This is a genomic window from Cumulibacter manganitolerans (genome assembly GCF_009602465.1).
In the GTDB taxonomy this organism is placed as follows: Bacteria; Actinomycetota; Actinomycetes; order Mycobacteriales; family Antricoccaceae; genus Cumulibacter; species Cumulibacter manganitolerans.
On the sequence record NZ_WBKP01000047.1, the window covers coordinates 1 to 24,953 of the forward strand.

Consider the following 24,953-nt stretch of genomic DNA (forward strand, 5'->3'; position numbering starts at 1 on the left):
GTCCCGTGGCCGAGGCCGCCCCGCGGTCGCTCGCCACCGGCCGCCGGCCGCGGCTGACCCGCCGCGGCTACACCGCGCTGCTCGGGGTCGTCGTCGGCTCGATCGCCGGCACCTCCGCGCTCACCCTGGCGCAGGCCGACACCGGGCCGTCGGTCGCGGCGACGCAGGTGGTGGTCCGCTCGGGGGAGACCCTCGAGCAGGTCGCCTCCCGCGCGGCCTTCGGCCGTGATGTCACCGAGGTCGCGGCCGCGATCCGGATCGCCAACGACCTTCCCGCCCAGGCCCCGCTCCAGGCGGGCGAGGTCGTCGTCGTCCCCGGCTCGTAGCGCCGCCGCTCCGCCGGATGCCGATCGCGAAGTTTCTTGGCGTTTCGCTTGCCGGTCGTAGTGTCTGGGGTTAGTGTTGACCACAACATCTAGTGGTTACACGGATGTAATTCATCCACAGGTTGTGCACCGCTTTGTCCCGGTCTTCCACAGGCCGGGGCGGGTTGTACCCAGCCTCGTCCACAGCCCACCGACGCGAGGGAGGACCGCCGCCGTGCGATGCCCGTACTGCCGCTGCGCGGACTCTCGCGTGGTCGACTCCCGCGAGGTCGACGACGGCCAGTCCATCCGCCGCCGTCGCGCCTGCCAGGAGTGCGCGCGCCGCTTCACGACCGTCGAGGAGACGGTGCTCGCGGTGACCAAGCGCAGCGGCGTCAGCGAGCCGTTCAGCCGCGACAAGGTCGTGCGTGGCGTCCGTCGCGCCTGCCAGGGCCGGCCGGTCAGCGAGGACGCCCTGGCGCTGCTGGCCCAGCAGGTCGAGGAGACCGTGCGCTCCAGCGGCGCTGCGGAGGTGCCCAGCCATGAGGTCGGCCTGGCGATCCTGGGACCGCTGCGTGAGCTGGACCAGGTCGCCTACCTGCGGTTCGCGAGCGTGTACCGATCCTTCGAGTCGGTCGCCGACTTCGAGCGCGAGATCGCCGCGCTGCGCAGCCAGCAGTCCGACAGCACCGCCGTCGGCCGCGAAGGCGCGCCCGGCACCGTCGCCCCGCCCGGCCGCTGACCGCCACCACCCCAGCTTCCGTTCCACGACACCCGTCGACCCGATCCCCAGTTCGCTCGAGAGGACCAGCGCAGATGACCGAGACCGCCCAGCCGCACCGCAGCACGGAAGCGGCGGCCGCCCAGCCGACCACGCCCAGCTATCCCAAGAACGGCCTGCGGGTCGAGCGGGTCTACACGACCGCCGGCGTGCACCCCTACGACGAGGTGACCTGGCAGCGCCGGGACGTCGTCATGACGAACTGGCGCGACGGCTCGATCAACTTCGAGCAGCGCGGCGTGGAGTTCCCGGAGTTCTGGAGCCTCAACGCGACCAACATCGTGACGACCAAGTACTTCCGCGGGGCGGTCGGCAGCGAGAGCCGCGAGAGCAGCCTGCGCCAGCTCATCGACCGCGTGGTCACCACCTACCGCGAGGCCGGCGAGCTGCACGGCTACTTCGCCAGCCCCGCGGACGCCGCCATCTTCGGTGACGAGCTCACCTGGATGCTGCTGCACCAGGTCTTCTCGTTCAACTCGCCGGTCTGGTTCAACGTCGGCACCGCCGCTCCCCAGCAGGTCTCGGCGTGCTTCATCCTCTCGGTCGACGACACCATGGACTCCATCCTGAACTGGTATCGCGAGGAGGGGCTGATCTTCAAGGGCGGGTCGGGCGCCGGCCTGAACCTCTCGCGGATCCGCTCCAGCAAGGAGCTGCTGTCCTCCGGCGGCGAGGCCTCCGGCCCGGTGTCGTTCATGCGCGGCGCCGACGCGAGCGCCGGCACCATCAAGTCCGGCGGCGCGACGCGGCGGGCGGCCAAGATGGTCGTGCTCGACGTCGACCACCCGGACATCGAGGAGTTCATCGAGACCAAGATGAACGAGGAGCGCAAGATCCGCGCGCTGCGCGACGCCGGCTTCGACATGGACCTCGGCGGCAAGGACATCGTGTCCGTGCAGTACCAGAACGCGAACAACTCGGTGCGCGTCAACGACGAGTTCATGAAGGCCTACGAGCAGGGCACCGAGTTCGGGCTCACCGCTCGGCAGACCGGTGAGGTCATCGAGACCGTCGACGCCAAGTCGCTGTTCCGCAAGATGAGCGAGGCCGCCTGGTCGTGCGCCGACCCCGGCATCCAGTACGACACCACGATCAACGACTGGCACACCAACCCTGAGTCCGGCCGGATCACGGCGTCCAACCCGTGCTCGGAGTACATGTCGCTGGACAACTCCTCGTGCAACCTGGCATCGCTGAACCTGATGAAGTTCCGCCAGCAGGACGGCACCTTCGACGCGAAGACGTTCGTCAAGGCCGTCGAGCTGATCATCACGGCGATGGACATCTCGATCTGCTTCGCCGACTTCCCGACCGAGCCGATCGGCGTCACCACCCGCGCGTACCGCCAGCTCGGCATCGGCTACGCCAACCTCGGCGCGCTGCTGATGGCCGGCGGCCTCGGCTACGACAGCGACGGCGGCCGTGCGCTGGCCGCCGCGATCACCTCGCTGATGACCGGCACCGCCTACCGCCGCTCGGCGGAGCTGGCCGGCGTGGTCGGCGCCTACGACGGCTTCGCCCGCAACGCCGAGGCGCACGCTCGCGTGATGCGCAAGCACGCGGCCGCCAACGACGCCGCGCGCCCGATGCACGGCAACGACGCGGCCGTGCTGCGCGAGGCGGAGAAGCAGTGGCAGAGCTGCCTGGAGATCGGCAAGGAGAACGGCTGGCGCAACGCCCAGGCGTCGGTCATCGCGCCCACCGGCACCATCGGCTTCATGATGGACTGCGACACGACCGGCATCGAGCCGGACTTCTCGCTGCTGAAGTTCAAGAAGCTGGTCGGTGGCGGGTCCATGCAGATCGTCAACCAGACCGTCCCGATGGCGCTGCGCACCCTGGGCTACCAGGAGGAGCAGATCGAGGCGATCGTCGAGTACGTCGCCGAGCACGGCCACGTCGTCGACGCCCCGGGGCTGAAGACCGAGCACTACGAGGTCTTCGACTGCGCCGTCGGTGAGCGCGCGATCGCCCCGATGGGGCACGTGCGGATGATGGCCGCGACCCAGCCGTTCATCTCCGGCGCGATCTCCAAGACCGTCAACATGCCCGAGTCGGCGACCGTGGAGGAGATCGAGGACATCTACTACCAGGGCTGGAAGCTCGGGCTGAAGGCGCTGGCGATCTACCGCGACAACTGCAAGGTCGGGCAGCCGCTGTCGACCAAGAAGTCGGGGGAGTCCACGGCCGACGAGCCGGCGCCGGTCGCGCAGGAGCAGCGTCCGATCCGCCGCCGGATGCCCAAGCAGCGCCCCAGCGTCACGACGTCCTTCAGCGTCGCCGGCGCCGAGGGCTACCTGACGGCGGGCTCCTACCCGGACGACAACGAGCTCGGCGAGGTGTTCCTCAACCTCGGCAAGCAGGGCTCGACGCTGTCCGGGATCATGGACGCGTTCTCGGTCGCCGTCTCGATCGCGCTGCAGTACGGCGTCCCGCTGGAGACGTTCGTGCGCAAGTTCACCAACATGCGCTTCGAGCCGGCCGGCATGACCGACGACCCGGACATCCGCATCGCCGCCTCCGTGGTGGACTACGTCTTCCGCCGGCTGGCGCTGGACTACCTGCCGACGGAGAAGCGCGAGGAGCTGGGCATCTTCTCGGCGGCCGAGCGCGCCGCGCAGGTCGAGGCCGACTACGCGTCTCCGGTGGTGCAGACCGCCACCGACGACGAGGCCTCGCAGATCGAGTCGCTGTCGACGTCGGTCGCGGTCGACGCCAAGCGGCCCACCGGCCCGGCGACCCAGCAGGCGCCCGACGCGGTGCACTCCTCGGCCGAGCTGATGGACGTGCTGCTGCAGGGCAAGGGCGCCGACGCACCGCTGTGCATGTCCTGCGGGACGAAGATGCGCCCGGCCGGCTCGTGCTACGTGTGCGAGGGCTGCGGAAGCACCTCCGGCTGCAGCTAGCCACCGAACGAAAGCGGGCTTCGGAGGCCGAAGCGGGGAAGTTTCCCCGCTCTGGCCGACGAAGCCCGCTTTCGCATTCCGGTGACCGGCCGGCCTTCCTACCGCCGGCCTACAGGTAGGCCCAGAGCCGCTCGCCGTGCGTCACGCGGGCGGGGAACGCCGCGCGGCGCGCGGCGTCCAGCCAGCCCTCCAGCGGCAGGTCAGTGCGGCTCAGTGCCGCGACGACGTTGCCGTACCGCCGGCCGCGCAGCACCGCGGGATCGCAGATGATCGCCATCCGTCCGTTGTGCGCGTCGCTGGCGTGCAGCCCGAGCGCCTGGCGGGAGTGTGCGAGCAGCTCGCGGGTCATCGCCAAGCCCGGCCGGTCGCCGATGTTGGCGAGGTACACCCCGCCCGGGCGCAGCACCCGCGCCACCTCGTCGGCCAGCTCTCGGCCGCGCAGGTGCTCCGGCGTCCGGTCCCCGCTGAAGGTGTCCCGCACGATCACGTCCATCGAGCCGTCCGGTGCGGCCCGCAGCGCCTCGAGCGCGTCCATGGCGCGCAACGAGAAGCGCCGGGACGAGCGGATCCCGAACTGGCTGCGCATGAGGTCCAGCAGCGCGGCGTCGAAGTCGACGACGACCTGCCGCGACCCCGGCCGGGTGGTCTCGACGTACACCGGCAGCGAGCAGGCCGCGCCGCCGAGGTGCAACGCGTCGATCGGGCCCGGCGGCAGGCCGTCGATCAGATCGGCGATCCACCGGGTGTACTCGAACTCCAGGTGTCTGGGGTCGTCGAGAGCGACGTACGACGCGAGGACGTCGTCCAGGAGCACGAGCCAGCCGTGGGCGCGGTCGGCGTCCATCGCCACCTGGACCTGCGCATGGTCGGTGGTGAAGTCCCCGGGCACCGGCTCCGCGGGCACGAACCGCAGGGCGCGGGCGCGATCCGCGGGCAGCCAGGTCAGCGGACGATCCTTGCGACTGCTGACCACTGCACCCCTACCGACAGCTCTGACGGCCGGGGACGCGATTGTCCACAGCCACGGGAGTTTTCCACGCGCGTCCCGAGCACGCTTCCCCCGCCAGGGTACCCGCGGCACGGTGGCGCCATGACTGCCTCAGAACCCTTCGAACCACGCATCGTCCGCGGTGAGCCGCCCGAGCCGGAGCCCGGCGCCGGAACGATCTCCATCAAGGAGGTCGGCGAGCTGCGGGCCTCGATCCCTTACCTGCTCGGGTTCTACCCCGAGCGGTCGCTCGTGCTCATCGGTCTGGCGTTCGACAATACCGTCTCGGTCACCATCCGCGTCGATGCGCCGCAATCGGTGCGCGACGCCGAGGCCATCGTCGAGCAGGTCGCGCCCGTGCTGCTGCGCACGCCCCCGCACCGGGTGCTGGTGGCGTACTGCGACGACTACGAGCTCGACGAGCCCGACCCGGACGCGCGCGAGCAGGCGATCCTGTCCGCGCTGCGCTGCTACGAGACGGTGCACGACCTCGCGCCCGTCCTGCACCGGGCGTTGAGCCGCCACGGGCTGGAGACCGGGTTCGTCTGGCCCGCCCGTCCCGGCATGCCGCGCCGGCCGAGCGGGCCGGTGCCCGCGATCGCCGTCGCGCACGCCGTCGCGGGACGGGTGCTGCTGCGCAGCCGCGCCGAGCTGCGCGAGCAGCTGCGTCCGCTGCGCGGCTCGGCCCGGCGCGCGGTCCGCGAGCAGCTGGCCGGTCTCGAGCGCCTGCCGCTGTCTCGCATCGACCTGATCGCGATGGTGACCGCGGTGCTGGAGCGGCACGCCGAGACGGCAGCGGCCGGTGGAACCCCGTCGCCGCCGGACGCCCACGAGATCGCGCTGTGCGCTCGCGCGCTGGCCGACGTCACGGCGCGCGACATCCTCATCACGCTGATCGCGCAGGAGCGGGCCTGGTGGCGGGTCGAGTTGTGGCAGCGGGTGGTGCAGCTGGCGCCGACCGCGCACGTGCCGGCGGCGGCGACCATCACCGCCATCGTGGCCTACCTGCTCGGGGACGGCGCGCTGGCGCAGTGCGCCCTCGACGCCGCGCTCGCCCGCGATCCGGGCTACTCGCTGGCTGGCATGCTCAGCTGCAGCCTGCAGGGCGGCCTGCACCCGCGCGACCTGCGGGACGTGCTGGCGTCGACGTTCGACGAGGAGCCGGGCGCGGACGGCGAGGAGTGGCCCGCGCCGTACTAGGGCGCGTCGATGAACAGGTGCTCGGCGAGCTTCGCCGGGAACTCGGCGCCGTTGAGCCAGAGCTGGTCGCCGGTGCGCTCGACCTCGACGACGGCGCCGGGGCGGACGCCGGCGGCCGACAGCTCGTCGAGGGAGTGCCCGTCGGCCTGCACGCCCTCGGTGATGCGGGAGATCACGATCGACTGGCGGTCCTCGCCGAGCGCGCGATCGAGCGGGACCACCGGCGGCGCGTCCGGGGAGTCGGCCCCGGCCTCCAGGTCTGCCAGGCCGGGTATCGGGTTGCCGTAGGGGCTGTAGGCCGGATCACCGACGAGCTCGACGATCCGCTTCTCGACATCGGTGGAGATCACGTGCTCCCACCGGCAGGCCTCCGCGTGCACCTTCTCCCACTCCAGGCCGAGCACCTCGACCAGCAGCAGCTCGGCCAGCCGGTGCTTGCGCATCACCTGCACCGCCTGACGGCGGCCTTCGGGGGTGAGCACGAGCTGCCGGTCGTCGAGGACCTTGACCAGGCCGTCGCGCTGCATCCGCGCCACGGTCTGGCTGACGGTCGGTCCGCTCTGGTGCAGCCGGTCGACGATCCGTGCCCGCATGGGAACGGCACCCTCTTCCTCGAGCTCGAAGATGGTGCGCAGGTACATCTCGGTTGTGTCGATCAGCTCGTTCACTACCGCTCCTCCCGGTCGGCGCCATCGTATCCGCTCCCTCTTCGATGCGTCGTACCCTGAGGGAATGACGAGCCACAGCAGCGCTGGCCGCACGCCCTTGATCTCCGTCGACGAGCTGGTCCGCGAGCGGCGAGCGGCCGACCCCCCTGTCGTCCTCGACACCCAATGGGCCCTGCAGAACCCGGAGTTCGGGCCCGCCGCCTTCCGGCGCGAGCACATCCCCGGAGCGCAGTACACCGACCTGGACACCATGCTGGCCGGACCCGCCGGCGGCCCCGGGGGCCGGCATCCGCTGCCGGATCCCGACCAGTTGCAGGACGACCTGCGCAGCCGGGGAGTGCGCGAGGGCTCCTCGGTCGTGGTGTACGACGGCGGCCAGGGCCTGAGCGCCGCCCGCGCGTGGTGGGTGCTGCGCTGGGCCGGCATCGCCGACGTGCGGATCCTCGACGGCGGCCTCGCCTCGTGGGTCGCGGAGGGGCAGCGGACCGCGACCGGACCGGCCGACCCCGTGGCCCCGGGCGACGTGACGGTGCGCCCCGGCGACCTCCCGGCGCTGGACGCCGACGAAGTACACGCGCACGTGCGCTCCGGCGGGCTGCTGATCGACGCCCGGGCCCCGGAGCGGTACCGGGGCGAGGTCGAGCCCATCGACCTGGTGGCCGGTCACATCCCCGGTGCGCGCAACCTGCCCACGACCGCGCTGGTCGGCTGCGACGACCGGTACCTCACCCCCGAGGAGATCCGCGAGCGGTTCGCCGCCCATGTGGGTGACCCGGAGCAGGCGTCGCCCGCGGTGGTCTACTGCGGCTCCGGGGTGACCGCGACCCACGTGATCGCCGGGCTGCGGCTCGCCGGCGTCGACGCCGTCCTGTACCCCGGGTCCTGGAGCGACTGGATCACCGACCCGAGCCGTGAGATCGCGACCGGCGCCGGAGGGTAGCGTCGCGACCATGAGCGATTCGGTTGCCGTCATCTGGACGGACGAGTACCTGAAGTACGACCACGGTGGCGACCATCCGATGCACCCGGTACGCGTGGACCTGACGATGAAGCTCGCCGAGTCCTTGGGCGTCCTGAAGGCCCCCAACGTGAGCCTGCACGCGCCCACGGCGGCCACCGAGGAGCAGCTGCTTCGGGTGCACTCGCCGAGATACCTCAGCGCGGTACGGGAGGCGCCCATCCAGCCGTGGGGCATCGGGCACGGCCTGGGCACCGACGACAACCCGATCTTCTGGGGGATGTACGAATCCGCGGCGATGATCGCCGGCGGCACCCGCCTCGCCGCCGAGCTCGTCTGGGAGGGCGCCAAGCAGCACGCGGTCAACATCGGCGGCGGCATGCATCACGCGATGCCCGGCAGCGCGGCGGGCTTCTGCATCTTCAACGACCTGTCGGTGGCGATCTCGTGGCTGCTCGACCACGGCGCGCAGCGCGTCGCCTACGTCGATGTCGACGTCCATCACGGCGACGGCGTGCAGGCGGCGTTCTACGACGACCCGCGGGTGATGACCGTCAGCATCCACCAGTCACCGCTCTCGCTGTGGCCGCACACCGGGTTCGCCAGCGAGGTGGGCCGCGACGACGCGACGGGGACGTCGGTGAACCTGGCGCTCCCGCCCGGGTCGAGCGACCGCCAGTGGCGCACCGCGTTCGAGGCGACCGTCCCCAACATCCTGCGCCAGTTCCGCCCGGAGATCCTGATCACCCAGTGCGGCTGCGACACCCACCACGAGGACCCGCTGGCGGACCTGTCCTTGACCATCGACGGGCAGGCGGCCATCTACGCGCGGTTGCACGAGCTCGCGCACGAGCTGTGCGGCGGGAAGTGGGTGTCCACCGGTGGCGGCGGCTACGGGCTGGTCCGCGCGGTGCCGCGCGCCTGGACGCACCTGATCGCCGAGGCGGCCGGCGCGCCGATCCCCACGACCACCCCGATCCCGCAGCAGTGGCGCGACGAGCTCGCGGCCACCAAGCTGCCGGACTTCATGGACCCGCGCAGCGGGTTCGCCACCCCGCCGCTGCTGATGGGGGAGGGCGCTCCGGTCGACTTCGACCCATGGACCGGCGGGGCGGACGACAATCCCCTCGACCGGGCGATCTTCGCGACCCGGCACGCCTGCTACCCCCTCGTGGGCCTCGACCCGCGCGACCCGCGCGACTAGGCCCACCGCTGTCCACGACCGCGTACCTACCGATCACGAGGCGACGATGACGACCGATCACCAGACCCGCGACCAGCCGAACGCTCTGCGGGGCCGCGACCTCGCCGAGGAGTACCACTACCCGCGGCACTGGGAGGCCGACGTCATCGCCTCGGACGGTGGCACGGTGCACGTCCGGCCGATCACGCCCGCGGACGCCGACGCGCTCGTGGCGATGCACGCCCGCACCTCCGACCGGACGCGCTACCTTCGGTTCTTCGGGCCTTACCCGCGGATCCCCGACCGCGACCTCAAGCGATTCACCGAGGTCGACTACCGCAACCGCGTGGCGTTGATCGTGACCGTCGGCGACGACCTGATCGCGGTCGGGCGGTACGACCGGTATCCCGACACGGACACCGCCGAGGTCGCGTTCCTCGTCGAGGACGCGCACCAGGGTCGCGGCCTCGGCCCCATGCTGCTCGAGCACCTCGCCGCGGCGGCGCGGGAGAACCTCATCAAGCGGTTCGCCGCCGAGGTGCTCGCCGAGAACGGCCGCATGGTGCGCACCTTCATCGACGCGGGCTACTCCCCGACGCGGTCCTACGAGGAGGGCGTCGTCCGGCTGGAGTTCCCGATCGAGCCGACGGAGACCACCCAGGCGGTCGTGTACTCGCGCGAGCAGCGGTCGGAGGCGCGTTCGCTCGAGCGGCTGCTGACCGCTCGCTCCGTCGCCGTCATCGGCGCCAGCAACGACCGCACGAAGCTCGGCTACAGCGTGATGCGCAACGTGCTGGACTACGGTCTCGACGGGCCGATCTACCCGGTCAACCCGACCTCGCCGCACGTCGCCGGCGTCCCGGCCTACCGGTCCGTCCTGGACATCCCCAACGACATCGACCTCGCCCTGCTGGCGGTCCCGGCCAGCCAGGTCAAGGGCGTGGTGGAGGAGTGCGGCCGCAAGAAGGTGCGCGGCCTCGTGGTGATCTCCGGCGGCTTCGGTGAGCGTGACGAGCACGGCCGCACCGAGCAGCAGAAGCTCGTCGAGACCGCCCGCACCTACGGGATGCGGGTCGTCGGCCCCAACTGCCTGGGCGTGGTGAACACCCGCAAGGACGTGCACCTGAACGCGACCATCTCGCCGTTCGTGCCGCCGCCGGGCCGGGTGGGGTTCTTCTGCCAGTCCGGCGCCCTCGGCGTCGCCATCCTCGCCGACGCGGCGCGCCGCGGGCTCGGCATGTCGACCTTCGTCTCCGCCGGCAACCGCGCCGACGTCTCCGGCAACGACCTGCTGCAGTACTGGTCCACGGACGAGCGCACCGAGGTGATCCTGCTGCACCTCGAGACGTTCGGCAACCCGCGCAAGTTCGCGCGGCTGACCCGCGAGATCGGCCGCAAGAAGCCGATCATCGCGGTCAAGTCCGGGCGGCACTCCGGCGTGAAGGCGGGCCTGCAGGGCACCGTGGCGGTGGCCGACGACATCGTCCAGGCGCTGTTCGAGTCCTCCGGCGTCATCCGGGTCGAGACCCTCATGCAGAGCTTCGACCTGGCGATGCTGCTGGCCCACCAGCCGCTGCCGCAGGGCAACCGGGTCGCGGTCGTCGGCAACTCGTCGGCGCTCGGCGTGCTGGTCAAGGACGCGTGCCTGTCGAACGGGCTGGAGATCACCGACGGCTACCCGGTGGACATCGGCCCGGAAGGCAGCGTGGAGAAGTTCGAGAGCGCGTTGCGGACGGCCGCCGCCGCCGAGGACGTCGACGCTCTCGTGGCCGTGTTCGTGCCGCCGGTCGTCACCGACTCGGCGCCCTACGCCGAGGCATTGGCGCGGGTCAGCCGGGACAGCACCAAGCCGATCGTGACGACCTTCCAGGGGATGAGCGGCATTCCGCAGGGCCTGCAGACCGTGGGACCCACCGGCGAGGTCGAGCGCGACTCGGTGCCGGCGTACGAGACGCCCGAGCGGGGCGTGCTGGCGCTGGCCCGCGCCGCGGCGTACTACCGCTGGCGCCAGAAGCCGCTCGGCGAGTTCGTCGATCCGGAGGGGATCGACCACAAGGCCGCGGCCGGCGTGATCTACCGCGTGCTGGAGAAGGAGCCTGCCGGCCGCCAGATGACCGACGACGAGACCCGCGACCTGCTCGCCGCGTACGGCATCCACATGAGCGAGGACCAGGCCGATCCGCTGGGGATCCCGGTCATGATCGGGCTCGCCGACGATCCCTCGTTCGGGGCGCTGATCAGCTTCGGGGTGTCGGGGCTGGCGATCGAGCTGTTCGGGGACGTGGCCTACCGGGCGATGCCGCTGTCCGGAACCGACATCGACGAGCTGATCGCCGGTCCGCGGGCCTTCCCGCTGCTGACCGGCTACCGCGGGAACAAGCCGGTCAGCCTGGCCGCCCTGCACGACCTGATCGCGCGGGTGGCCGCGGTCTCCGAGCACAACCCGGAGATCCGCAGCATGACCCTGGACCCCGTGGTGGCCTCGTCGAGCGGCGTGCTGGTCACCCGCGCGAGCATCCGGGTCGGTCCGCCGGTCAGCGTCGGGCCACGGCGGCTCGCCCCGGCGATCTAGCGCCGCACGCACGACGACGGCCGACCCCCTCGAGGGGAGTCGACCGTCGTCAGGCGTGCCCGAGTGGGCTAGACCAGGTAGTCGCGCAGGCCGGCCGACCGCTCCGGGGTGCGCAGCTTCGCCATCGTCTGGCGCTCGATCTGCCGCACGCGCTCGCGCGACATACCGAACTCCTTGCCGATCTGCTCCAGGGTGTACGGCTTCTGCCCGTCCAGGCCGAAGCGGCGGGCGACCAGGGCCCGCTCGCGCTCGTCGAGTCCCTCGACGACCTTGCGGACGTCGTGGCGCATCATGTCGAAGCTGACGACCTCCTCGGCGGCGGGGGAGTCGGTGTCCTCGATGAAGTCACCGAGGGCCGCGTCTTCGTCGGTGCCGACGGTCTGGTCGAGGCTCATCACGTCGCGGCTGTGCTCCAGCAGCTGGGTGACCTTCTCCGGCGTCAGGTCGAGCTCCTCGGCGAGGGCCTCGATCGTCGGCTCCTGGCCGAGCTCCTGGTGCATCCGGCGGCGGGTGCGCACCACCCGGTTGACCTGCTCGGCCAGGTGCACCGGCAGCCGGATCGAGCGGCCGGAGTCGGCCATCGCGCGGGAGATCGCCTGCCGGATCCACCACGTCGCGTACGTCGAGAACTTGAAGCCCTTGGCGTAGTCGAACTTCTCCACGGCGCGGACGAGACCGAGGTTGCCCTCCTGGATGAGGTCGAGGAACGACAGGCCGTGGCCGGTGTAGCGCTTGGCGACGGAGACGACGAGGCGCAGGTTGGCCTCGAGCAGGTGCGACTTCGCGGCCTGGCCGTCGACGGCGACGGCGCGCAGCGCGCGGCGCTTCTTGTCGCCGAACCGGCGGCGCGGGTCGGCGAGCAGCTGCTCGGCGTACAGGCCGGCCTCGATGCGGCGGGCCAGGTCGACCTCCTGCTCGGCGTTGAGCAGCTTCACCTTGCCGATCGAGGTCAGGTAGACCCGCACCAGGTCGGTCGATGCGAGCGTCTCGTGAGACTGGTCGAGGTCCTTCTCGGTGAGCTCGGTGGTCGGGTTATCGGGCGTTGTAACAGACAATTCAGCACCTTCCGATCGCGCTACCGCGGGCGGGGGACGATCCGCCAGGACGCGGTGGTACCTAGTGAAACGTTCTGCTACCCGATTTGTTCCGGCGGAAACCGTGACATCACGTGAGCCTCACAACGGCGCGCCGCGGGCGGCCTGCGGGTCCGCGATCCAGTCCTCCACGAGCGCGGCCAGCTCCTCCAGCGGCGTGTCGTACGGGCGGGCGAGCGCCACCGGCCCCGGGCCGTCCGGGTCGGCGGTCCGGCTGACGACGACGGCCCCCGTGCCGACGTGGGTCACGCCGCGCGCCGCGAGCCCCGCGGCCCACCCGGCGGCGAGGTCCTCGTCGTCGGTCCACAGCCGCACGTACTCCGGCACGGTGACGACGGCGCGCTCCAGGACGAGCACGTCGCAGGAGACCACCTCGCCGAGGTCGCCGGCCAGCTCGTCCAGCGGGTCGGGCAGCTCCGGACCGTAGACCCAGTTCGTCAGGTAGCAGCCGATCCCGCTCTCGGCCAGCAGCGGCGCGATGTCGTGGGCCAGCCCGGCGTAGGCGTGCTCGTCCTCGGCGTCGCGGAACATGGTCCGCTCGCGCGGTCGGCCCAGCACGAACGGCGGGTTGCACACGACCAGGTCGTAGCGGCCGACGCCGACGGATTGAGCGAGGTCGCCGACCGTCGCGTGCGCGGTGCCGCCGTTGAGCGCGGCCGTGAGTTCCGTCAGCGCGACGGCGCGCGGGTTGAGGTCGACGGCGTCGAACGCCGCACCGGGGGCCGCGAGCGACGCCCCGAGCGCCCCGGAGCCGCTGCCGAGGTCGAGGATGCGGCCGTAGGTGCGGTGCGGCACCAGCGCGCGGAGGGTGCCGGTCGCCGCGCCGGGCCCGTCGACAGCCATCGGCTCGTCGGCGTACCAGGGGAAGTCGCTGGCGACCCACACGAGCTCCCCGGCGAGCGCCACCGGGACGACGCACAGCACGGCACGGGCCCAGGGTGCGCCGTCTGCGACGTCCACCGCGACCAGCAGCCCGCTCGACAGCGCATCGTCCACCCAGCCCGCCGAGGTGGCCGCGGCGAGCCGGTCGACCGCGACCGCCTCTCCTCGGGAGAACGCCGTCCACAGCGGCAGCATCAGCTGCGGATCGGTGGTCGCGGCGGACAGGTACGCCCCCAGCCGGCGACCGAGATCGGCGCGGACGGCCCGCCCGCCGGGCTCGGGTACGTCGAGGATCTGCGGGCTCTCCATGGTGGCCTACAGTAGTCAGGTGAGCCAGGGGAGTCGCATGCACAAACGCAATCGGCCGCACCTGGTCACAGGTGCCGCCATCAGCCGTGAGGATGAGCACAGGGCCCGCCAGCGCAGGTACGCGCTGACCATGAGCCTGCGCGTGGTCCTGCTGATCGCCGCCGCGCTCATCGCGCGGCACAGCATGGTGCTGGCGATCGTCGTCGGCGTGCTCAGCGCGGTACTACCCTGGATCGCGGTGGTGATGGCCAACGACCGTCCGCCGAAGAACTCGCGTCGGGCGCGGAGGGTGACTCCGGGCCGGGGCGCCGAACGGGCGCTGACGGCGGGGGACGGCACGACGCCCGACCGACGGGTGATCAGCGCCGACCAGGTGATCATCGACGAGAACGGCGCGACCCTGCGCCCGAAGGAAAGAGGAGACCATGAGCAGCAGTGACCTTCTCGAGCGCCCGGAGCTCAAGGACGCCGACACGTCGAAGGACGACGAGGTCTTCCATTACGTCCGCAAGAACCAGATCGCCGAGAGCGCCGTCATGGGCAACATGGTCGTCGCGCTCTGCGGCGAGACGTTCCCCGTCACGAAGACTCCGAAGCCCGGATCCCCGGTGTGCAAGGAATGCAAGGAGATCTACGCCAACCTGCCCAAGGGCAAGGACTAGCCGCAGGAGATACTTCACAGCCGCCCTCGCCGGACACGCGCCGATGAGGTGGTGCGTCCCGGTGGCGTGCAGGACAATGGATCACCGTGGCCGCACGAGGCGGCCTGGGGCTGAAAGGGAACGATGGCGTCAGCGCACGGCAACCGGGTGAGCGCGTCCGCGCTTCGGACCGGCGCCGCGAGCCCGCCCCTGCGGCCGTGGCAGCGCAAGGCGCTCAACCGCTACCTGATGGCGCGCTCGGACGACTTCATGGTCGTCGCGACGCCCGGAGCGGGGAAGACCACGTTCGCGCTGCGGGTGGCGCGTGAGCTGATCAGCGCGGGCGTCGTCTCGCAGGTGGTGATCGTCGCGCCCACCGACCACCTCAAGACGCAGTGGGCGCACGCGGCCGACCGCGTCGGGATCCGCATCGACCCCAAGTTCAGCGGCAGCGCGGGCCGCACCTCGAGCGACTACGACGGGGTGGCCGCGACGTACGCCGGCGTGGCGGGCGCCCCGGGAGCGTTCGCCACCCGCACGATGGCGCGCGACACGCTCGTCATCCTCGACGAGATCCACCACGCCGGCGACGCGAAGTCGTGGGGTGACGCGATCCGCAAGGCCTTCGGCCCCGCGGCCCGCCGGCTCATGCTCACCGGCACGCCGTTCCGGTCCGACGACAACCCGATCCCGTTCGTGGAGTACGAGACGATCGCCGGCGGCCTGAAGCGCTCGGTCGCCGACTTCTCCTACGGCTACGGCGAGGCGCTGGCCGACCGGGTCGTGCGGCCGGTGCTGTTCATGTCGTACTCCGGCGAGGCGCGGTGGCGCACCCGCGCCGGCGACGAGGTCACCATGCGCCTCGGCGACGTCGCGCTGAAGGAGCACACGCAGCGGGCGTGGAAGACCGCGCTGGACCCCGAGGGCGACTGGATCCCGGCCGTGCTGACGGCCGCGCACAGCCGACTGGGCCAGCTCCGCGACGGGGGCGTGCCCGACGCCGGTGGCCTGGTGATCGCCAGCGACCAGCAGGACGCGCGCGCCTACGCCGAGCTGCTGGAGCATCTCACCGGCGTACGCCCCTCGGTGGTGCTCTCCGACGACCGGGGGTCGTCGGCGGAGATCGCCCGGTTCAGCCGCTCGAAGGACGAGTGGATCGTGGCGGTCCGGATGGTCAGCGAGGGCGTCGACATCCCGCGCCTCGGGGTGCTCGTCTACGCGACCAACACCAGCACCCCGATGTTCTTCGCGCAGGCGGTGGGCCGCGTGATCCGCGCCCGCGCCACCGGCGAGTCGGCCACCGTGTTCCTGCCGTCGATCCCGAAGCTCCGCGCCCTGGCGCAGGACATGGAAGCCACCCGCGACCACATCCTCGGTGCGCCGAAGCACGCTGACGAATGGGACGAGCTCGCCGAGATGGAGGCGCCGGTCCGCGGCAAGGACGACGAGGAGGAGCGTGAGGTCGCGTACGAGCGGCTCGGCGCGAGCGCCGACTTCCAGGACGTCATCTTCGACGGGAACGCCTGGGGCTCGCAGGCCGACCTCGGGGACGAGCAGGAGTTCCTCGGCATCCCCGGGCTGCTCGAGCCCGACCAGGTGTCGCTGCTGCTGCGCCAGCGCCAGGAGAAGCAGGTCACTCGTCGTAGCCGGGCCGACGACGCCGACGCGGCGCCGGCGGAGCGCTCGCACCACGACGTGCTGGCCGCGCTGCGCAAGGAGCTCACGTCGCTGGTGTCCCTCCGCTTCGCGCGCACCGGCAAGAAGCATGCGATGATCCACGCCGAGCTGCGCCGGGTGTGCGGCGGGCCACCGACCCCGCTGGCGACCGCCGATCAGTTGCAGTCCCGGATCGACTACCTGCGCGCCAATCGCGACTAGCGCCGGAACGCGCGAACGGGCGGTGCTCCCCGCGAGGGGAGCACCGCCCGTTCGTGTCGAGCCGGCGTCGCCGCCTAGCTCAGGACGATGTCCTTCTCCTTCAGCGCAGCGCCGTACTCGCGGGCGTGGTGACCGCAGAACAGCAGCTCGAGTCCGTTGGAGAGGGTGGCACGGCTGGTCGCGCGGGCGCCGCAGCGATCGCAACGATCGGTAGCCTTGAGTTCGATCTGGCCGTCGGTGACGTCGGTGTATGTGGCGTTCATTGCATCGCTCGCTTTCTTGCGTCGGCGCGCCGGGTGATGTGCCACCCAGCGCGTTGGCGCCCACTCTATGCGGCGAACCGCGATTGCGTGGGACCTGCTGGACGAAACTTGGTTCGCCTGTGGAGAACAACCCCTAGGGCGCACCGAAGATTCCCGCGGTTCCGACGGGTTCGCTGTGGGCGGACGCCGGCGCAGCCGGTCGCGGGCGCGAACGCTAGTCGAGGTAGTCGCGCAGGACCTGCGAGCGTGACGGGTGGCGCAGCTTGCTCATCGTCTTGGACTCGATCTGGCGGATCCGCTCGCGGGTCACGCCGTACACCTGCCCGATCTCGTCGAGGGTGCGCGGCTGGCCGTCGGTGAGCCCGAAGCGCAGCCGCACGACGCCGGCCTCCCGCTCCGAGAGCGTCTGCAGCACCGACTGGAGCTGGTCCTGCAGCAGCGTGAACGACACGGCGTCGACCGCCACCACGGCCTCGGAGTCCTCGATGAAGTCGCCGAGCTGGCTGTCGCCCTCGTCGCCGATCGTCTGGTCGAGCGAGATCGGCTCTCGCGCGTACTGCTGGATCTCCAGCACCTTCTCCGGCGTGATGTCCATTTCCTTGGCGAGCTCTTCGGGCGTCGGCTCCCGGCCGAGGTCCTGCAGCAGCTCACGCTGGATGCGGCCGAGCTTGTTGATGACCTCGACCATGTGCACGGGGATGCGGATCGTGCGGGCCTGGTCGGCCATCGCGCGGGTGATCGCCTGCCGGATCCACCAGGTGGCGTACGTCGAGAACTTGTAGCCCTTGGTGTAGTCGAACTTCTCCACCGCACGGATCAGGCCGAGATTGCCCTCCTGGATGAGGTCCAGGAACGCCATCCCGCGACCGGTGTAGCGCTTGGCCAGCGACACCACGAGGCGCAGGTTCGCCTCGAGGAGGTGGTTCTTCGCCCGCTCGCCGTCCCGCACGATCCAGTTCAGGTCGCGGCGCATCTGCGTCGTGATCTTCTGCTTCTCGTCCTCGATGATCCGCATCCGCTCGACCGCGTAGAGGCCCGCCTCGATGCGCTTGGCGAGGTCGACCTCCTCCTCGGCGTTCAGCAGCGCGACCTTGCCGATCTGCTTGAGGTAGGCGCGCACCGAGTCCGCGGAGGCGGTGAGCTCGGCGTCCTTGCGGGCCTGCTTGAGCGCCTCGGACTCCTCCGCCTCTTCCTCCTCGGCCTCCTCCTCGGCCGCATCCGCCTCGATCGCGACGACCTCGACGCCCTCCTCGGTGGCGGCGACGTCGGCCGTGGCCTCCTCGGGCGCGGCGGCCTCGGCGGCGACCTTGCGGGTGCCGGTCGCCTTCTTCGCCGGGCTCTTCTTGGCGGGAGCCTTCTTGGCCGGCTCCGCAGCCTGCTTGGCCGGCGCCTTCTTCACCGGCGCCTTCTTGGCGGGAGCCTTCTTCGCGACCGTGGCGGACGCCGTGGCGGCCGCCTTCTTGGTCGCTGCGGCGACGACCTGAGCCCGGGGTGTGGCGGCGGTGGCGCCAGACTCCTCCGAGCCAGCAGAGGTTCGATGCACGCGATTCCTTTCGGAGGGATGAACGACAGGCTCCCGGCGCGGGCAAGCACGCGGATGGGGGGCGCCTGGGGTGGATCGGGCCGTACGCACGACGGCGCGCTCCATTGTAACCGCGCCCACGTCGAGAGGTGGCTGTGGCTATCGGCCTTGGCCGTCTCGCGCGGCGAGCGCGGCACCGGCGATCCCGGCGTTGTTCAGCAGCTTCGCGACCTTGATGGGCGTCCGGTTCTCCAGCAGCGGGACCCATTTCTCTGCCTTCTTGCTGATCCCACCGCCGACGATGATCAGGTCGGGCCACAGGCCCTTCTCGAGCACCTGCAGGTAGTGGCTGACCCGGCCGGCCCACTCCTCGTAGCTGAGCTTCTTGTCGTCCTTCACCGCACCCGACGCGCGCTTCTCGCCGTCCTTGCCGTCGACCTCGATGTGGCCCAGCTCGGTGTTGGGGACCAGGATGCCGTCGATGAACAGCGCCGAGCCGATGCCGGTGCCGAAGGTGAGCATCAGGACCGTGCCCGCGACGTCCTTGCCGGAGCCGTACCGCAGCTCGGCGATACCCGCCGCGTCCGCGTCGTTGAGCACCTCGACCGGCATGCCGAGCCGCTCGCTCATCACGCCGCGGATGTCGGTGCCGATCCAGGACTTGTCGATGTTGGCCGCCGTCCGGGCAATCCCGTTCTGCACCACGCTCGGAAAGGTGATGCCCACCTCCCCCTGGTAGCCGCCTCGCTCGACCACCTGGGCGACCACGTCCGCCACGTTCTCCGGGGTCGACTGCTTCGGGGTATCGATCCGGAACCGGTCGCTGAGCAGCTCGCCGGTGTCCAGGTCGACCAGCGCGCCCTTGATCCCGGAACCGCCGATGTCGATGCCGAATCCCTGCGCTGCAGCCTTCTCCGTTGCCATTGGCTCCTCCTCAAGCGGTACGGACCGCGCGTGCGGCGTGTTGGGTCCACCCTAGGATAGGGAGCATGACCAGCCCGGACCGTGCAGTGACGACCGTCGACATCGATCAGCTCTACGCGCTGGCCAGGCGGCTCGGTTTCGAGGCGGCGTCGCTCATCGAGGAGGGGCGCGCGCGCGCGATCCTCGACATCGACACGAAGTCCCATCCGACCGATGTGGTCACCGCCATGGACCGCGCCTGCGAGCAGCTGCTGCGCGAACGTCTCGCCGAGCTGCGCCCCGAGGACGGCGTGCACGGCGAGGAGAACGACGAGCAGGAGGGCACCAGCGGCGTCCGCTGGATCATCGACCCGATCGACGGGACGGTGAACTACCTCTACGGGCTGGCCGGCTACGCGGTGTCCATCGCCGTCGAGGTGGCCGGGACCCTCGAGATCGGCGTCGTCACGCAGCCGACCACCGGCGAGCAGTTCCACGCCTGCCGGGGGCGGGGCGCCTTCTGCGACGAGCGTCCCCTGCACGCGGCCGCCCCCGAGAACCTCGGTGTCTCCCTGGTGGCCACCGGATTCGGTTATCTGCCGGAGCGGCGAGCCGCGCAGGGCACGGTGGCCGCGGCCCTGCTGCCGCGGGTGCGGGACCTGCGCCGGCTCGGATCCGCGTCGCTGGACCTGTGCAATGTCGCCGCCGGCCGGGTCGACGGGTACTACGAGTGGGGAACGCACATCTGGGACTGGGCCGCGGGCGCCGTCATCTGCCGCGAGGCCGGCGCAGCGGTACAGCTTCCAGAGCACGACGAGGGCCTCGTCGTGGCGGCGGCGCCGTCGATCGCCGCCGAGCTCGGCGACACGCTGCGGTCGCTGATCGAGCCCTCCTGGGGCGTTCCGAGGTAGCGGCACCGCTCAGCGGGCCCGGAGCGCGAACGCGGCGTGCATCGTCCTCCCGCGCGAGTGGCGATGCCCGGCGGGGGACAGCGTCAGCCGGACGTCGTCGGCATCCGGGTGATTCGGGTCGTAGATCGCCAGGGTGGTCCGGTCGGCGTCGTCGGCGATCACGTCGTACGCCAGCACCACATGGTGGCGGGTGAGCGCGAGCGGGCTCATGGCCAGCGCGCACACCAGCGCCACGGGGGTGGGTCGACCGACCGCGACCGCGGCCGCGATCTCTCGGCGGCCGCGCTCGGTCGTCCGCAGCCGCCGCGCTCCTGCCCACGGCTGCTGCAGCAGGAGGTACCGCAGCGGCGCCGACGGGATCTGGAAGCTGCGCAGCTGGGCCGCGAAGACGCGCGCCATGCTGTGGCGATCGGTGCCGGGACGGGGCATGCCGCGCTCCCAGGTCCGCAGCGCCTCCAGCACCATCCCGCCGCACAGGCCTCCGGTGATCCGCGCCACCGGCACCGGCCCGAGCACGATCGGCGTGCGCTCGGTCTGCGCGTTTGCGAACCGGCAGCCGTGCGCGCTCGGACGGAACGAGGCGGGGCCGGGCATCGCTAGGACGACTTGGGTGCCTCGCTGGGGCATCCGGCCACGATCCTGGCCTGCTTGTCGACCAGGCCCTTCACGGTCGTCCCGGCCTGGTTTGCATCGGCGAGCCCCGCGAACTCCTGGCCCGCGATCACGGTGAGGCTGCCGTCGGTGATCTGGTTCGACCGATCGACCTCGAAGCCGGTGAGGTGCGCCTGCAGGACGGCCGCCTGGAACTCGCTGCCCTTGCCGTACTCGATCTTTCCGGCGCCGGGCTGGCCGCCACCGCCGGCGTTGCCGATGTCCAGCACCGTGAACCCGCGGCCGGCGAGCTCGGTCTGGATGGACGCGGCCAGCCCCTTCTGTGCCGATCCGTTGAGCACGTGCACCTTGATGTTGCCCATGTTCGTCAGCTGCGCGATCTGATCCTGGCTGGCGCTCAAGGTGCACGTCGCGCTGGCCGCGATCGACCGGGCCTCGTCCTTGCGAATGACCTTCCACCACACCGCCAGCGCCAGGATCGCCAGGATAAGCAAGAAGATCAGCGGCGGCACCGGCCTGCGTCCACCCGGTCGACGGGGTGCCTTGGACTGGCTCACGAGGGCTCCTGACTACGGGGTCGCGGGTGTGCGGGGTGGATTCTCATTCTGCCTGCCGGCGGTCGCAACCTCGTGCAGACACGCGCCGGGCGGGAAGAGTAGCGAAGGGTGAATTGTTGATGTACCCTCGCGCGGTCAGCGATGCAGCCGCTGAACGCCGCCGCTACCACGCAGTAATGAGCGAGATCCCGGGTTCCACGGGTCTTGCGCCCACGACACCAGGAGAGACGCCCCAACCATGGCAACCGATTATGATGCGCCGCGCCGCAACGAGGCCGACGAGATGGGGGAGGACTCCCTCGAGGAGCTCAAGGCCCGTCGTGCAGAGAACCAGTCGTCGTCCATCGACGTCGACGACGCCGACCTGGAGCCGGTCGAGCTGCCGGGCGCCGATCTGTCGTCCGAGGAGCTGACGGTCACGGTGGTGCCCAAGCAGTCCGACGAGTTCACCTGCAGCAGCTGCTTCCTCGTGCAGCACCGTTCCCGGCTGGCATCCCAGAAGAAGGGCCAGCTGATCTGCCGCGACTGCGCGGCCTGACCTCAGCCCGACGACTCACCCTCGGCCGCTGCCGTCGCACACGCGACGACGGCGGCCGAGAGCCGTTCAGGGCGGCGGGAGCTGATCAGCGCGTACGGCGGGTCGTCGGTGACGCAGATGATCCGCACGGACTTCGACACCCACGGCCGGATCAACGCGACTGCCGCCGGATCGCCGAACCGGCCTGCGAAGCGGCGGGTGTTGCGCGCGTCGAGCTCCTCGACGGTCGCGACCTGGGCACAGTCCATCGACCACTTGCCGGCCCGCACCGTGCCGTCGCCGACCTGGACCCGGTTGAGGCTGGCCGACCCCAGAAGCAGGGCGCCGAGCAGGACCGGGACGGTGATGGTCAACCACGCCGGAGCGGGGACCAGCGGCACCACCTCGAGGCCCAGGACGAGCAGCATCCCGAGCACGCCGATCCACCATCCGACGGGTACGTGCAGCCGCTCCGAATAGCCCGGATCCGGCGACTGCGGTGCTGCGGAAGACATTGCCTGAGGGTAGCCTGCCAGGCGTGACCGACCTCGACGTGCCGACCGTGCTCGACCCCGCGGTGGCAGCTCCGCCGCGCTACGCGCACGGCGGCGACGCGGGGGCCGACCTGTGCGTTCGCGAGGCCGTCACCCTCGCGCCCGGCGAGCGCGCGCTGGTCGGCACCGGGGTGTCGGTGGCCATTCCCGCCGGCTACGTCGGACTCGTGCACCCGCGGTCCGGGCTGGCCCACCGGCACGGGCTGTCGCTGGTCAACGCCCCGGGCGTGATCGACTCCGGCTATCGCGGCGAGATCATGCTCAACCTGATCAACCTCGACCCCGTGTACGCCGTAACCTTGGAAGCGGGCGATCGCGCCGCACAGCTGCTCGTGCAGCAGGTCGAGCGGGTGCGGTTCACGGTCGTGCCCGCGCTCGGTCGCACCGACCGCCACACCGGCGGCCACGGCTCGACCGGTCGCTGACCCAGACGAGAGGAAGCAGCCCCGAGATGTTCGGACGGCGCAACAAGATCGACCGCACGCTGCGCGAGCGTGGCGTGCCCCCGACGGTCGAGGGCAACGAGGCCGACGACGAGGTCACCACGTCGGGACCTTTCGACGTCCGTGACGCTCCGGACGATCTCGACGAGTACCTCGACTTCGGCGCACTGAAGATCGACGTGGCGGCCGGCTTCGAGGTCCGCCTCGAGATGTCCCAGGCCGGTGAGCTGAGCGGCATCTCGTTGCTGCGCGACGGCAGCATCATGCAGCTCGGCGTGTTCGCGGCGCCCCGCTCAGGTGGTGCGTGGGAGACCATTCGCGACGACATCGTCGCCGAGATCGACCGCTCCGGCGGCTCGGTCGAGGAGACGACGGGGGAGTTCGGTCCCACGCTCGTGGCCACGCTGAAGACCCCCGAGGGCGACCAGCAGGCCCGGTTCATCGGCGTCGACGGCCCACGCTGGTTCTTGCGAGCGCTCATCGCGGGCCCGGTCGCGCACGACGAGGCGCAGTGCCAGCCGTTCCTGGACGTCTTCCGGACGGCCGTCGTCGATCGCGGCAACGATCCCAAGCCGGTCCGCGAGCCGATCGCCTTGCGCCTGCCGCAGGCACTCGTCGAGCAGGTGCAGGAAGCGGCCGCGGCTGCCCGCGGCCAGGCCGAGCAAGGAGAACCCTCATGAGCAAGACGGACGGCGGCGTCTGGTCGCGGCTCGTGCACCGCATCACCACCGACGCGGACGACCTCGACGCGGAGGACCTCGCCGACAGCACCGAGAAGCAGGGCGCCTGCGCGTGCTCAAAGGCCGATCCCGGAGAGATGGTGACAGTCGCCGGACGGCTGCGCTCGGTGGTCTACACGCCGAGCGAGAAGGCGCCCGCGCTGACCGCAGAGCTGTTCGACGGCAGCGGGTCGGTCCGGCTGGTGTGGCTCGGCCAGCGGCGCATCCCCGGGATCGAGCCGGGGCGCGCCCTCAAGGTGCACGGCCGGGTGGCCCAGCGCAACGGCGAACGAGCCATCTTCAACCCGTGGTACGAGCTGCAGCACCCATGACGGACCCCGCCCCCACCGGCGTACCCGATCGCGCACAACTGCCCGCTGCGGACGCCGCCGATCGCCCGCAGCCTGCCGAGGCAGCCGGTCACGCGCAGCGGCCCGCCGGTATAGCCGATCGCCCGCAGCCGCCCGCCGCGGACGCAGCCGATCGGGCGCAGCGGCCCGCCGCGGACGCAGCCGATCGCCCGCAGCCGCCCGCCGCCGAGCCCCCGATGCGGGACCTGGTGCTCGACTCGCTGGGTGGCTGGCGCGGATTCCTCGACGCGGGGCTCCCGTCACTGTGCTTCATCGTCGCCAACGCGATCGGCGGCCTGACGCCGGCGATCTGGGCGGGCGGCGTAGCCGGCGCGGCGGTCTTCCTGCTGCGCGTGCTGCGCAAGGAGAAGATCCAGCAGGCGGTGTCCGGACTGTTCGCGCTCGCGCTCTGCATCTTCATCGCCCGCCAGACCGGCGAGTCCCGGGACTTCTTCGCATTCGGCATCCTGCGCTCGGGCGCTTTCGCTCTGGTGCTGCTGGGCTCGCTGGTGCTGCGCAGGCCGTTGATCGGGTACGCATGGAGCTTCTTCAGCCCGGTCGAGCGGTGGCGGGACGATCCCCGGCTGCTGCGTGTCTTCAACTGGCTCACCGCGATCTGGGCCGGTGGCTTCGCCCTGCGCTTCGTGCTCGAAGGGGTGTTCTACCTCGCCGACAGCACCACGGCGCTGGGCGCAATGCGGATCGCGCTCGGTTACCCGCTCACCTTCGTGATGCTCCTGGTGACTTATCTGATCGCGAGCAAGGCCACGGGCCAGGAGCGTCGGATCCGGCTGCCCGGCCGATTCGGCCGCTAGCCACCCCTCCGCATCCTCGACCGAGCCCCCACGGGGCGAGCGACGTGGCGGCCTGGGCCAAGGTGCCGGGTTCCGCACCCCAGACGCTGCACATGCCGGCACCTCGAGCGGGCCCACCTTCTTGGTCGTCGAGCCACCCCCTGCTTGGTCGTCGAGCGAGCGAGCCCCCTGGGGCGAGCGATGTCGAGACGCCGGGAGCCGACAATGTCGCCGGTGCGCGCGGTGGTCGTCCACAGGTGGCCGGGTTGTGCACAGATCCCTGATGTGGCGGGGTTCTGTCGGGGAAATCTTGTCGGTGCCGGTCCGTAGATTCAGGGGCATGATCAGCAGCCCACCCGTGACGGACCCGGGAGCCGACGTGGCCTCGCCGGTGGCGGTGGTGCGCGGCGCGTGGCTGGCGGTGCAGCAGCTCGCCCTCGACG

General features: G+C 71.2%; 26 protein-coding genes. 16 read left to right on the top strand and 10 right to left on the bottom strand.

What is annotated here, in order from left to right; all coding sequences use genetic code 11:
* From F8A92_RS18650 to F8A92_RS14600, 3 genes are all read left to right on the top strand, one after another.
* Nucleotides 1–326, top strand: a 326-nt coding sequence (locus F8A92_RS18650; RefSeq protein WP_194291510.1) for a LysM peptidoglycan-binding domain-containing protein, incomplete at its 5' end; no start/stop codon positions are given.
* 250 nt (nt 327–576) lie between these two features.
* Nucleotides 577–1,047, top strand: coding sequence for a transcriptional regulator NrdR (gene nrdR, locus F8A92_RS14595; protein WP_407643699.1), 471 nt, complete (start codon nt 577–579; stop codon nt 1,045–1,047).
* A 74-nt stretch (nt 1,048–1,121) separates the two neighbouring features.
* Nucleotides 1,122–3,992 (top strand): vitamin B12-dependent ribonucleotide reductase, encoded by a 2,871-nt coding sequence (locus tag F8A92_RS14600; protein WP_153505905.1) that lies wholly within the window; start codon nt 1,122–1,124, stop codon nt 3,990–3,992.
* Nucleotides 3,993–4,101: 109 nt separating this feature from the next.
* On the opposite strand, the gene F8A92_RS14605 is transcribed toward F8A92_RS14600, so the two are convergent.
* Nucleotides 4,102–4,965, bottom strand: coding sequence for a spermidine synthase (locus F8A92_RS14605; RefSeq protein ID WP_194291511.1), 864 nt, complete (start codon nt 4,963–4,965; stop codon nt 4,102–4,104).
* A gap of 117 nt (nt 4,966–5,082) precedes the next feature.
* Here F8A92_RS14605 and F8A92_RS14610 point away from each other — a divergent pair, with 117 nt between their 5' ends.
* Nucleotides 5,083–6,180 (top strand): DUF4192 domain-containing protein, encoded by a 1,098-nt coding sequence (locus tag F8A92_RS14610; RefSeq protein ID WP_194291512.1) that lies wholly within the window; start codon nt 5,083–5,085, stop codon nt 6,178–6,180.
* Here the strand turns inward: F8A92_RS14610 and F8A92_RS14615 are convergent.
* Nucleotides 6,177–6,848, bottom strand: coding sequence for a metal-dependent transcriptional regulator (locus F8A92_RS14615; RefSeq protein ID WP_153505908.1), 672 nt, complete (start codon nt 6,846–6,848; stop codon nt 6,177–6,179). The genes F8A92_RS14610 and F8A92_RS14615 overlap by 4 nt on opposite strands.
* Nucleotides 6,849–6,912: 64 nt before the next feature.
* On the opposite strand from F8A92_RS14615, the gene F8A92_RS14620 reads away from it, so the two are divergent.
* From F8A92_RS14620 to F8A92_RS14630, 3 genes are read left to right on the top strand one after another with little or no spacing between them, the layout of a single operon-like run.
* Nucleotides 6,913–7,788, top strand: coding sequence for a sulfurtransferase (locus F8A92_RS14620; RefSeq protein WP_153505909.1), 876 nt, complete (start codon nt 6,913–6,915; stop codon nt 7,786–7,788).
* A 10-nt stretch (nt 7,789–7,798) separates the two neighbouring features.
* Nucleotides 7,799–9,010 (top strand): acetoin utilization protein AcuC, encoded by a 1,212-nt coding sequence (locus tag F8A92_RS14625; protein ID WP_153505910.1) that lies wholly within the window; start codon nt 7,799–7,801, stop codon nt 9,008–9,010.
* 46 nt (nt 9,011–9,056) lie between these two features.
* Nucleotides 9,057–11,561, top strand: a complete 2,505-nt coding sequence (locus F8A92_RS14630) for a bifunctional acetate--CoA ligase family protein/GNAT family N-acetyltransferase (protein ID WP_153505911.1) — start codon at nt 9,057–9,059, stop codon at nt 11,559–11,561.
* Nucleotides 11,562–11,629: 68 nt separating this feature from the next.
* On the opposite strand, the gene sigB is transcribed toward F8A92_RS14630, so the two are convergent.
* On the bottom strand, nt 11,630–12,616 hold the full coding sequence (sigB, locus tag F8A92_RS14635) for an RNA polymerase sigma factor SigB (RefSeq protein ID WP_153505912.1): 987 nt from the start codon (nt 12,614–12,616) through the stop codon (nt 11,630–11,632).
* A gap of 120 nt (nt 12,617–12,736) precedes the next feature.
* Nucleotides 12,737–13,846 (bottom strand): methyltransferase, encoded by a 1,110-nt coding sequence (locus tag F8A92_RS14640; RefSeq protein WP_153505913.1) that lies wholly within the window; start codon nt 13,844–13,846, stop codon nt 12,737–12,739.
* Between the two features lie 37 nt (nt 13,847–13,883).
* Between F8A92_RS14640 and F8A92_RS14645 the strand changes: the two genes are divergently transcribed.
* From F8A92_RS14645 to F8A92_RS14655, 3 genes are all read left to right on the top strand, one after another.
* A complete protein-coding gene (locus F8A92_RS14645) occupies nt 13,884–14,285 on the top strand; it encodes a DUF3099 domain-containing protein (RefSeq protein WP_228389474.1) in 402 nt (133 codons plus the stop codon).
* Nucleotides 14,272–14,508: a DUF3039 domain-containing protein gene (locus tag F8A92_RS14650; protein ID WP_153505915.1), complete on the top strand. Its 237-nt coding sequence runs from the start codon at nt 14,272–14,274 to the stop codon at nt 14,506–14,508. Before F8A92_RS14645 ends, F8A92_RS14650 begins: the two co-directional genes overlap by 14 nt.
* A gap of 123 nt (nt 14,509–14,631) precedes the next feature.
* The gene (locus F8A92_RS14655) at nt 14,632–16,365 is read left to right on the top strand and encodes a DEAD/DEAH box helicase (protein ID WP_153505916.1); all 1,734 of its coding nucleotides are present in this window, start codon (nt 14,632–14,634) and stop codon (nt 16,363–16,365) included.
* A 74-nt stretch (nt 16,366–16,439) separates the two neighbouring features.
* Here the strand turns inward: F8A92_RS14655 and F8A92_RS14660 are convergent, their stop codons facing one another.
* From F8A92_RS14660 to ppgK, 3 genes are all read right to left on the bottom strand, one after another.
* Entirely contained in the window at nt 16,440–16,628 is a 189-nt protein-coding gene (locus F8A92_RS14660) for a DUF7455 domain-containing protein (protein ID WP_153505917.1), read from the bottom strand.
* Nucleotides 16,629–16,842: 214 nt separating this feature from the next.
* The gene (locus F8A92_RS14665) at nt 16,843–18,171 is read right to left on the bottom strand and encodes an RNA polymerase sigma factor (protein ID WP_153505918.1); all 1,329 of its coding nucleotides are present in this window, start codon (nt 18,169–18,171) and stop codon (nt 16,843–16,845) included.
* Between the two features lie 138 nt (nt 18,172–18,309).
* On the bottom strand, nt 18,310–19,074 hold the full coding sequence (gene ppgK, locus F8A92_RS14670; RefSeq protein WP_153505919.1) for a polyphosphate--glucose phosphotransferase: 765 nt from the start codon (nt 19,072–19,074) through the stop codon (nt 18,310–18,312).
* 65 nt (nt 19,075–19,139) lie between these two features.
* Here ppgK and F8A92_RS14675 point away from each other — a divergent pair, with 65 nt between their 5' ends.
* Nucleotides 19,140–19,964, top strand: a complete 825-nt coding sequence (locus F8A92_RS14675) for an inositol monophosphatase family protein (protein ID WP_153505920.1) — start codon at nt 19,140–19,142, stop codon at nt 19,962–19,964.
* Between the two features lie 9 nt (nt 19,965–19,973).
* On the opposite strand, the gene F8A92_RS14680 is transcribed toward F8A92_RS14675, so the two are convergent.
* Nucleotides 19,974–20,558, bottom strand: coding sequence for a hypothetical protein (locus F8A92_RS14680; RefSeq protein ID WP_153505921.1), 585 nt, complete (start codon nt 20,556–20,558; stop codon nt 19,974–19,976).
* Between the two features lie 2 nt (nt 20,559–20,560).
* Nucleotides 20,561–21,133: a LytR C-terminal domain-containing protein gene (locus tag F8A92_RS14685; protein ID WP_153505922.1), complete on the bottom strand. Its 573-nt coding sequence runs from the start codon at nt 21,131–21,133 to the stop codon at nt 20,561–20,563.
* A 238-nt stretch (nt 21,134–21,371) separates the two neighbouring features.
* Here F8A92_RS14685 and F8A92_RS14690 point away from each other — a divergent pair, with 238 nt between their 5' ends.
* The gene (locus tag F8A92_RS14690; protein WP_153505923.1) at nt 21,372–21,671 is read left to right on the top strand and encodes a DUF4193 domain-containing protein; all 300 of its coding nucleotides are present in this window, start codon (nt 21,372–21,374) and stop codon (nt 21,669–21,671) included.
* Nucleotides 21,672–21,673: 2 nt separating this feature from the next.
* Here the strand turns inward: F8A92_RS14690 and F8A92_RS14695 are convergent, their stop codons facing one another.
* Nucleotides 21,674–22,165: a DUF3093 family protein gene (locus F8A92_RS14695; RefSeq protein WP_153505924.1), complete on the bottom strand. Its 492-nt coding sequence runs from the start codon at nt 22,163–22,165 to the stop codon at nt 21,674–21,676.
* 23 nt (nt 22,166–22,188) lie between these two features.
* On the opposite strand from F8A92_RS14695, the gene dut reads away from it, so the two are divergent.
* From dut to F8A92_RS14715, 4 genes are read left to right on the top strand one after another with little or no spacing between them, the layout of a single operon-like run.
* Nucleotides 22,189–22,629, top strand: coding sequence for a dUTP diphosphatase (dut, locus tag F8A92_RS14700; RefSeq protein ID WP_153505925.1), 441 nt, complete (start codon nt 22,189–22,191; stop codon nt 22,627–22,629).
* A gap of 26 nt (nt 22,630–22,655) precedes the next feature.
* The gene (locus F8A92_RS14705; protein ID WP_153505926.1) at nt 22,656–23,327 is read left to right on the top strand and encodes a DUF3710 domain-containing protein; all 672 of its coding nucleotides are present in this window, start codon (nt 22,656–22,658) and stop codon (nt 23,325–23,327) included.
* Nucleotides 23,324–23,698, top strand: a complete 375-nt coding sequence (locus F8A92_RS14710) for an OB-fold nucleic acid binding domain-containing protein (RefSeq protein ID WP_153505927.1) — start codon at nt 23,324–23,326, stop codon at nt 23,696–23,698. The genes F8A92_RS14705 and F8A92_RS14710 overlap by 4 nt, the downstream gene beginning before the upstream one ends.
* Nucleotides 23,695–24,531 (top strand): DUF3159 domain-containing protein, encoded by an 837-nt coding sequence (locus tag F8A92_RS14715; RefSeq protein WP_153505928.1) that lies wholly within the window; start codon nt 23,695–23,697, stop codon nt 24,529–24,531. Before F8A92_RS14710 ends, F8A92_RS14715 begins: the two co-directional genes overlap by 4 nt.
* Nucleotides 24,532–24,953 lie beyond the last annotated feature (422 nt).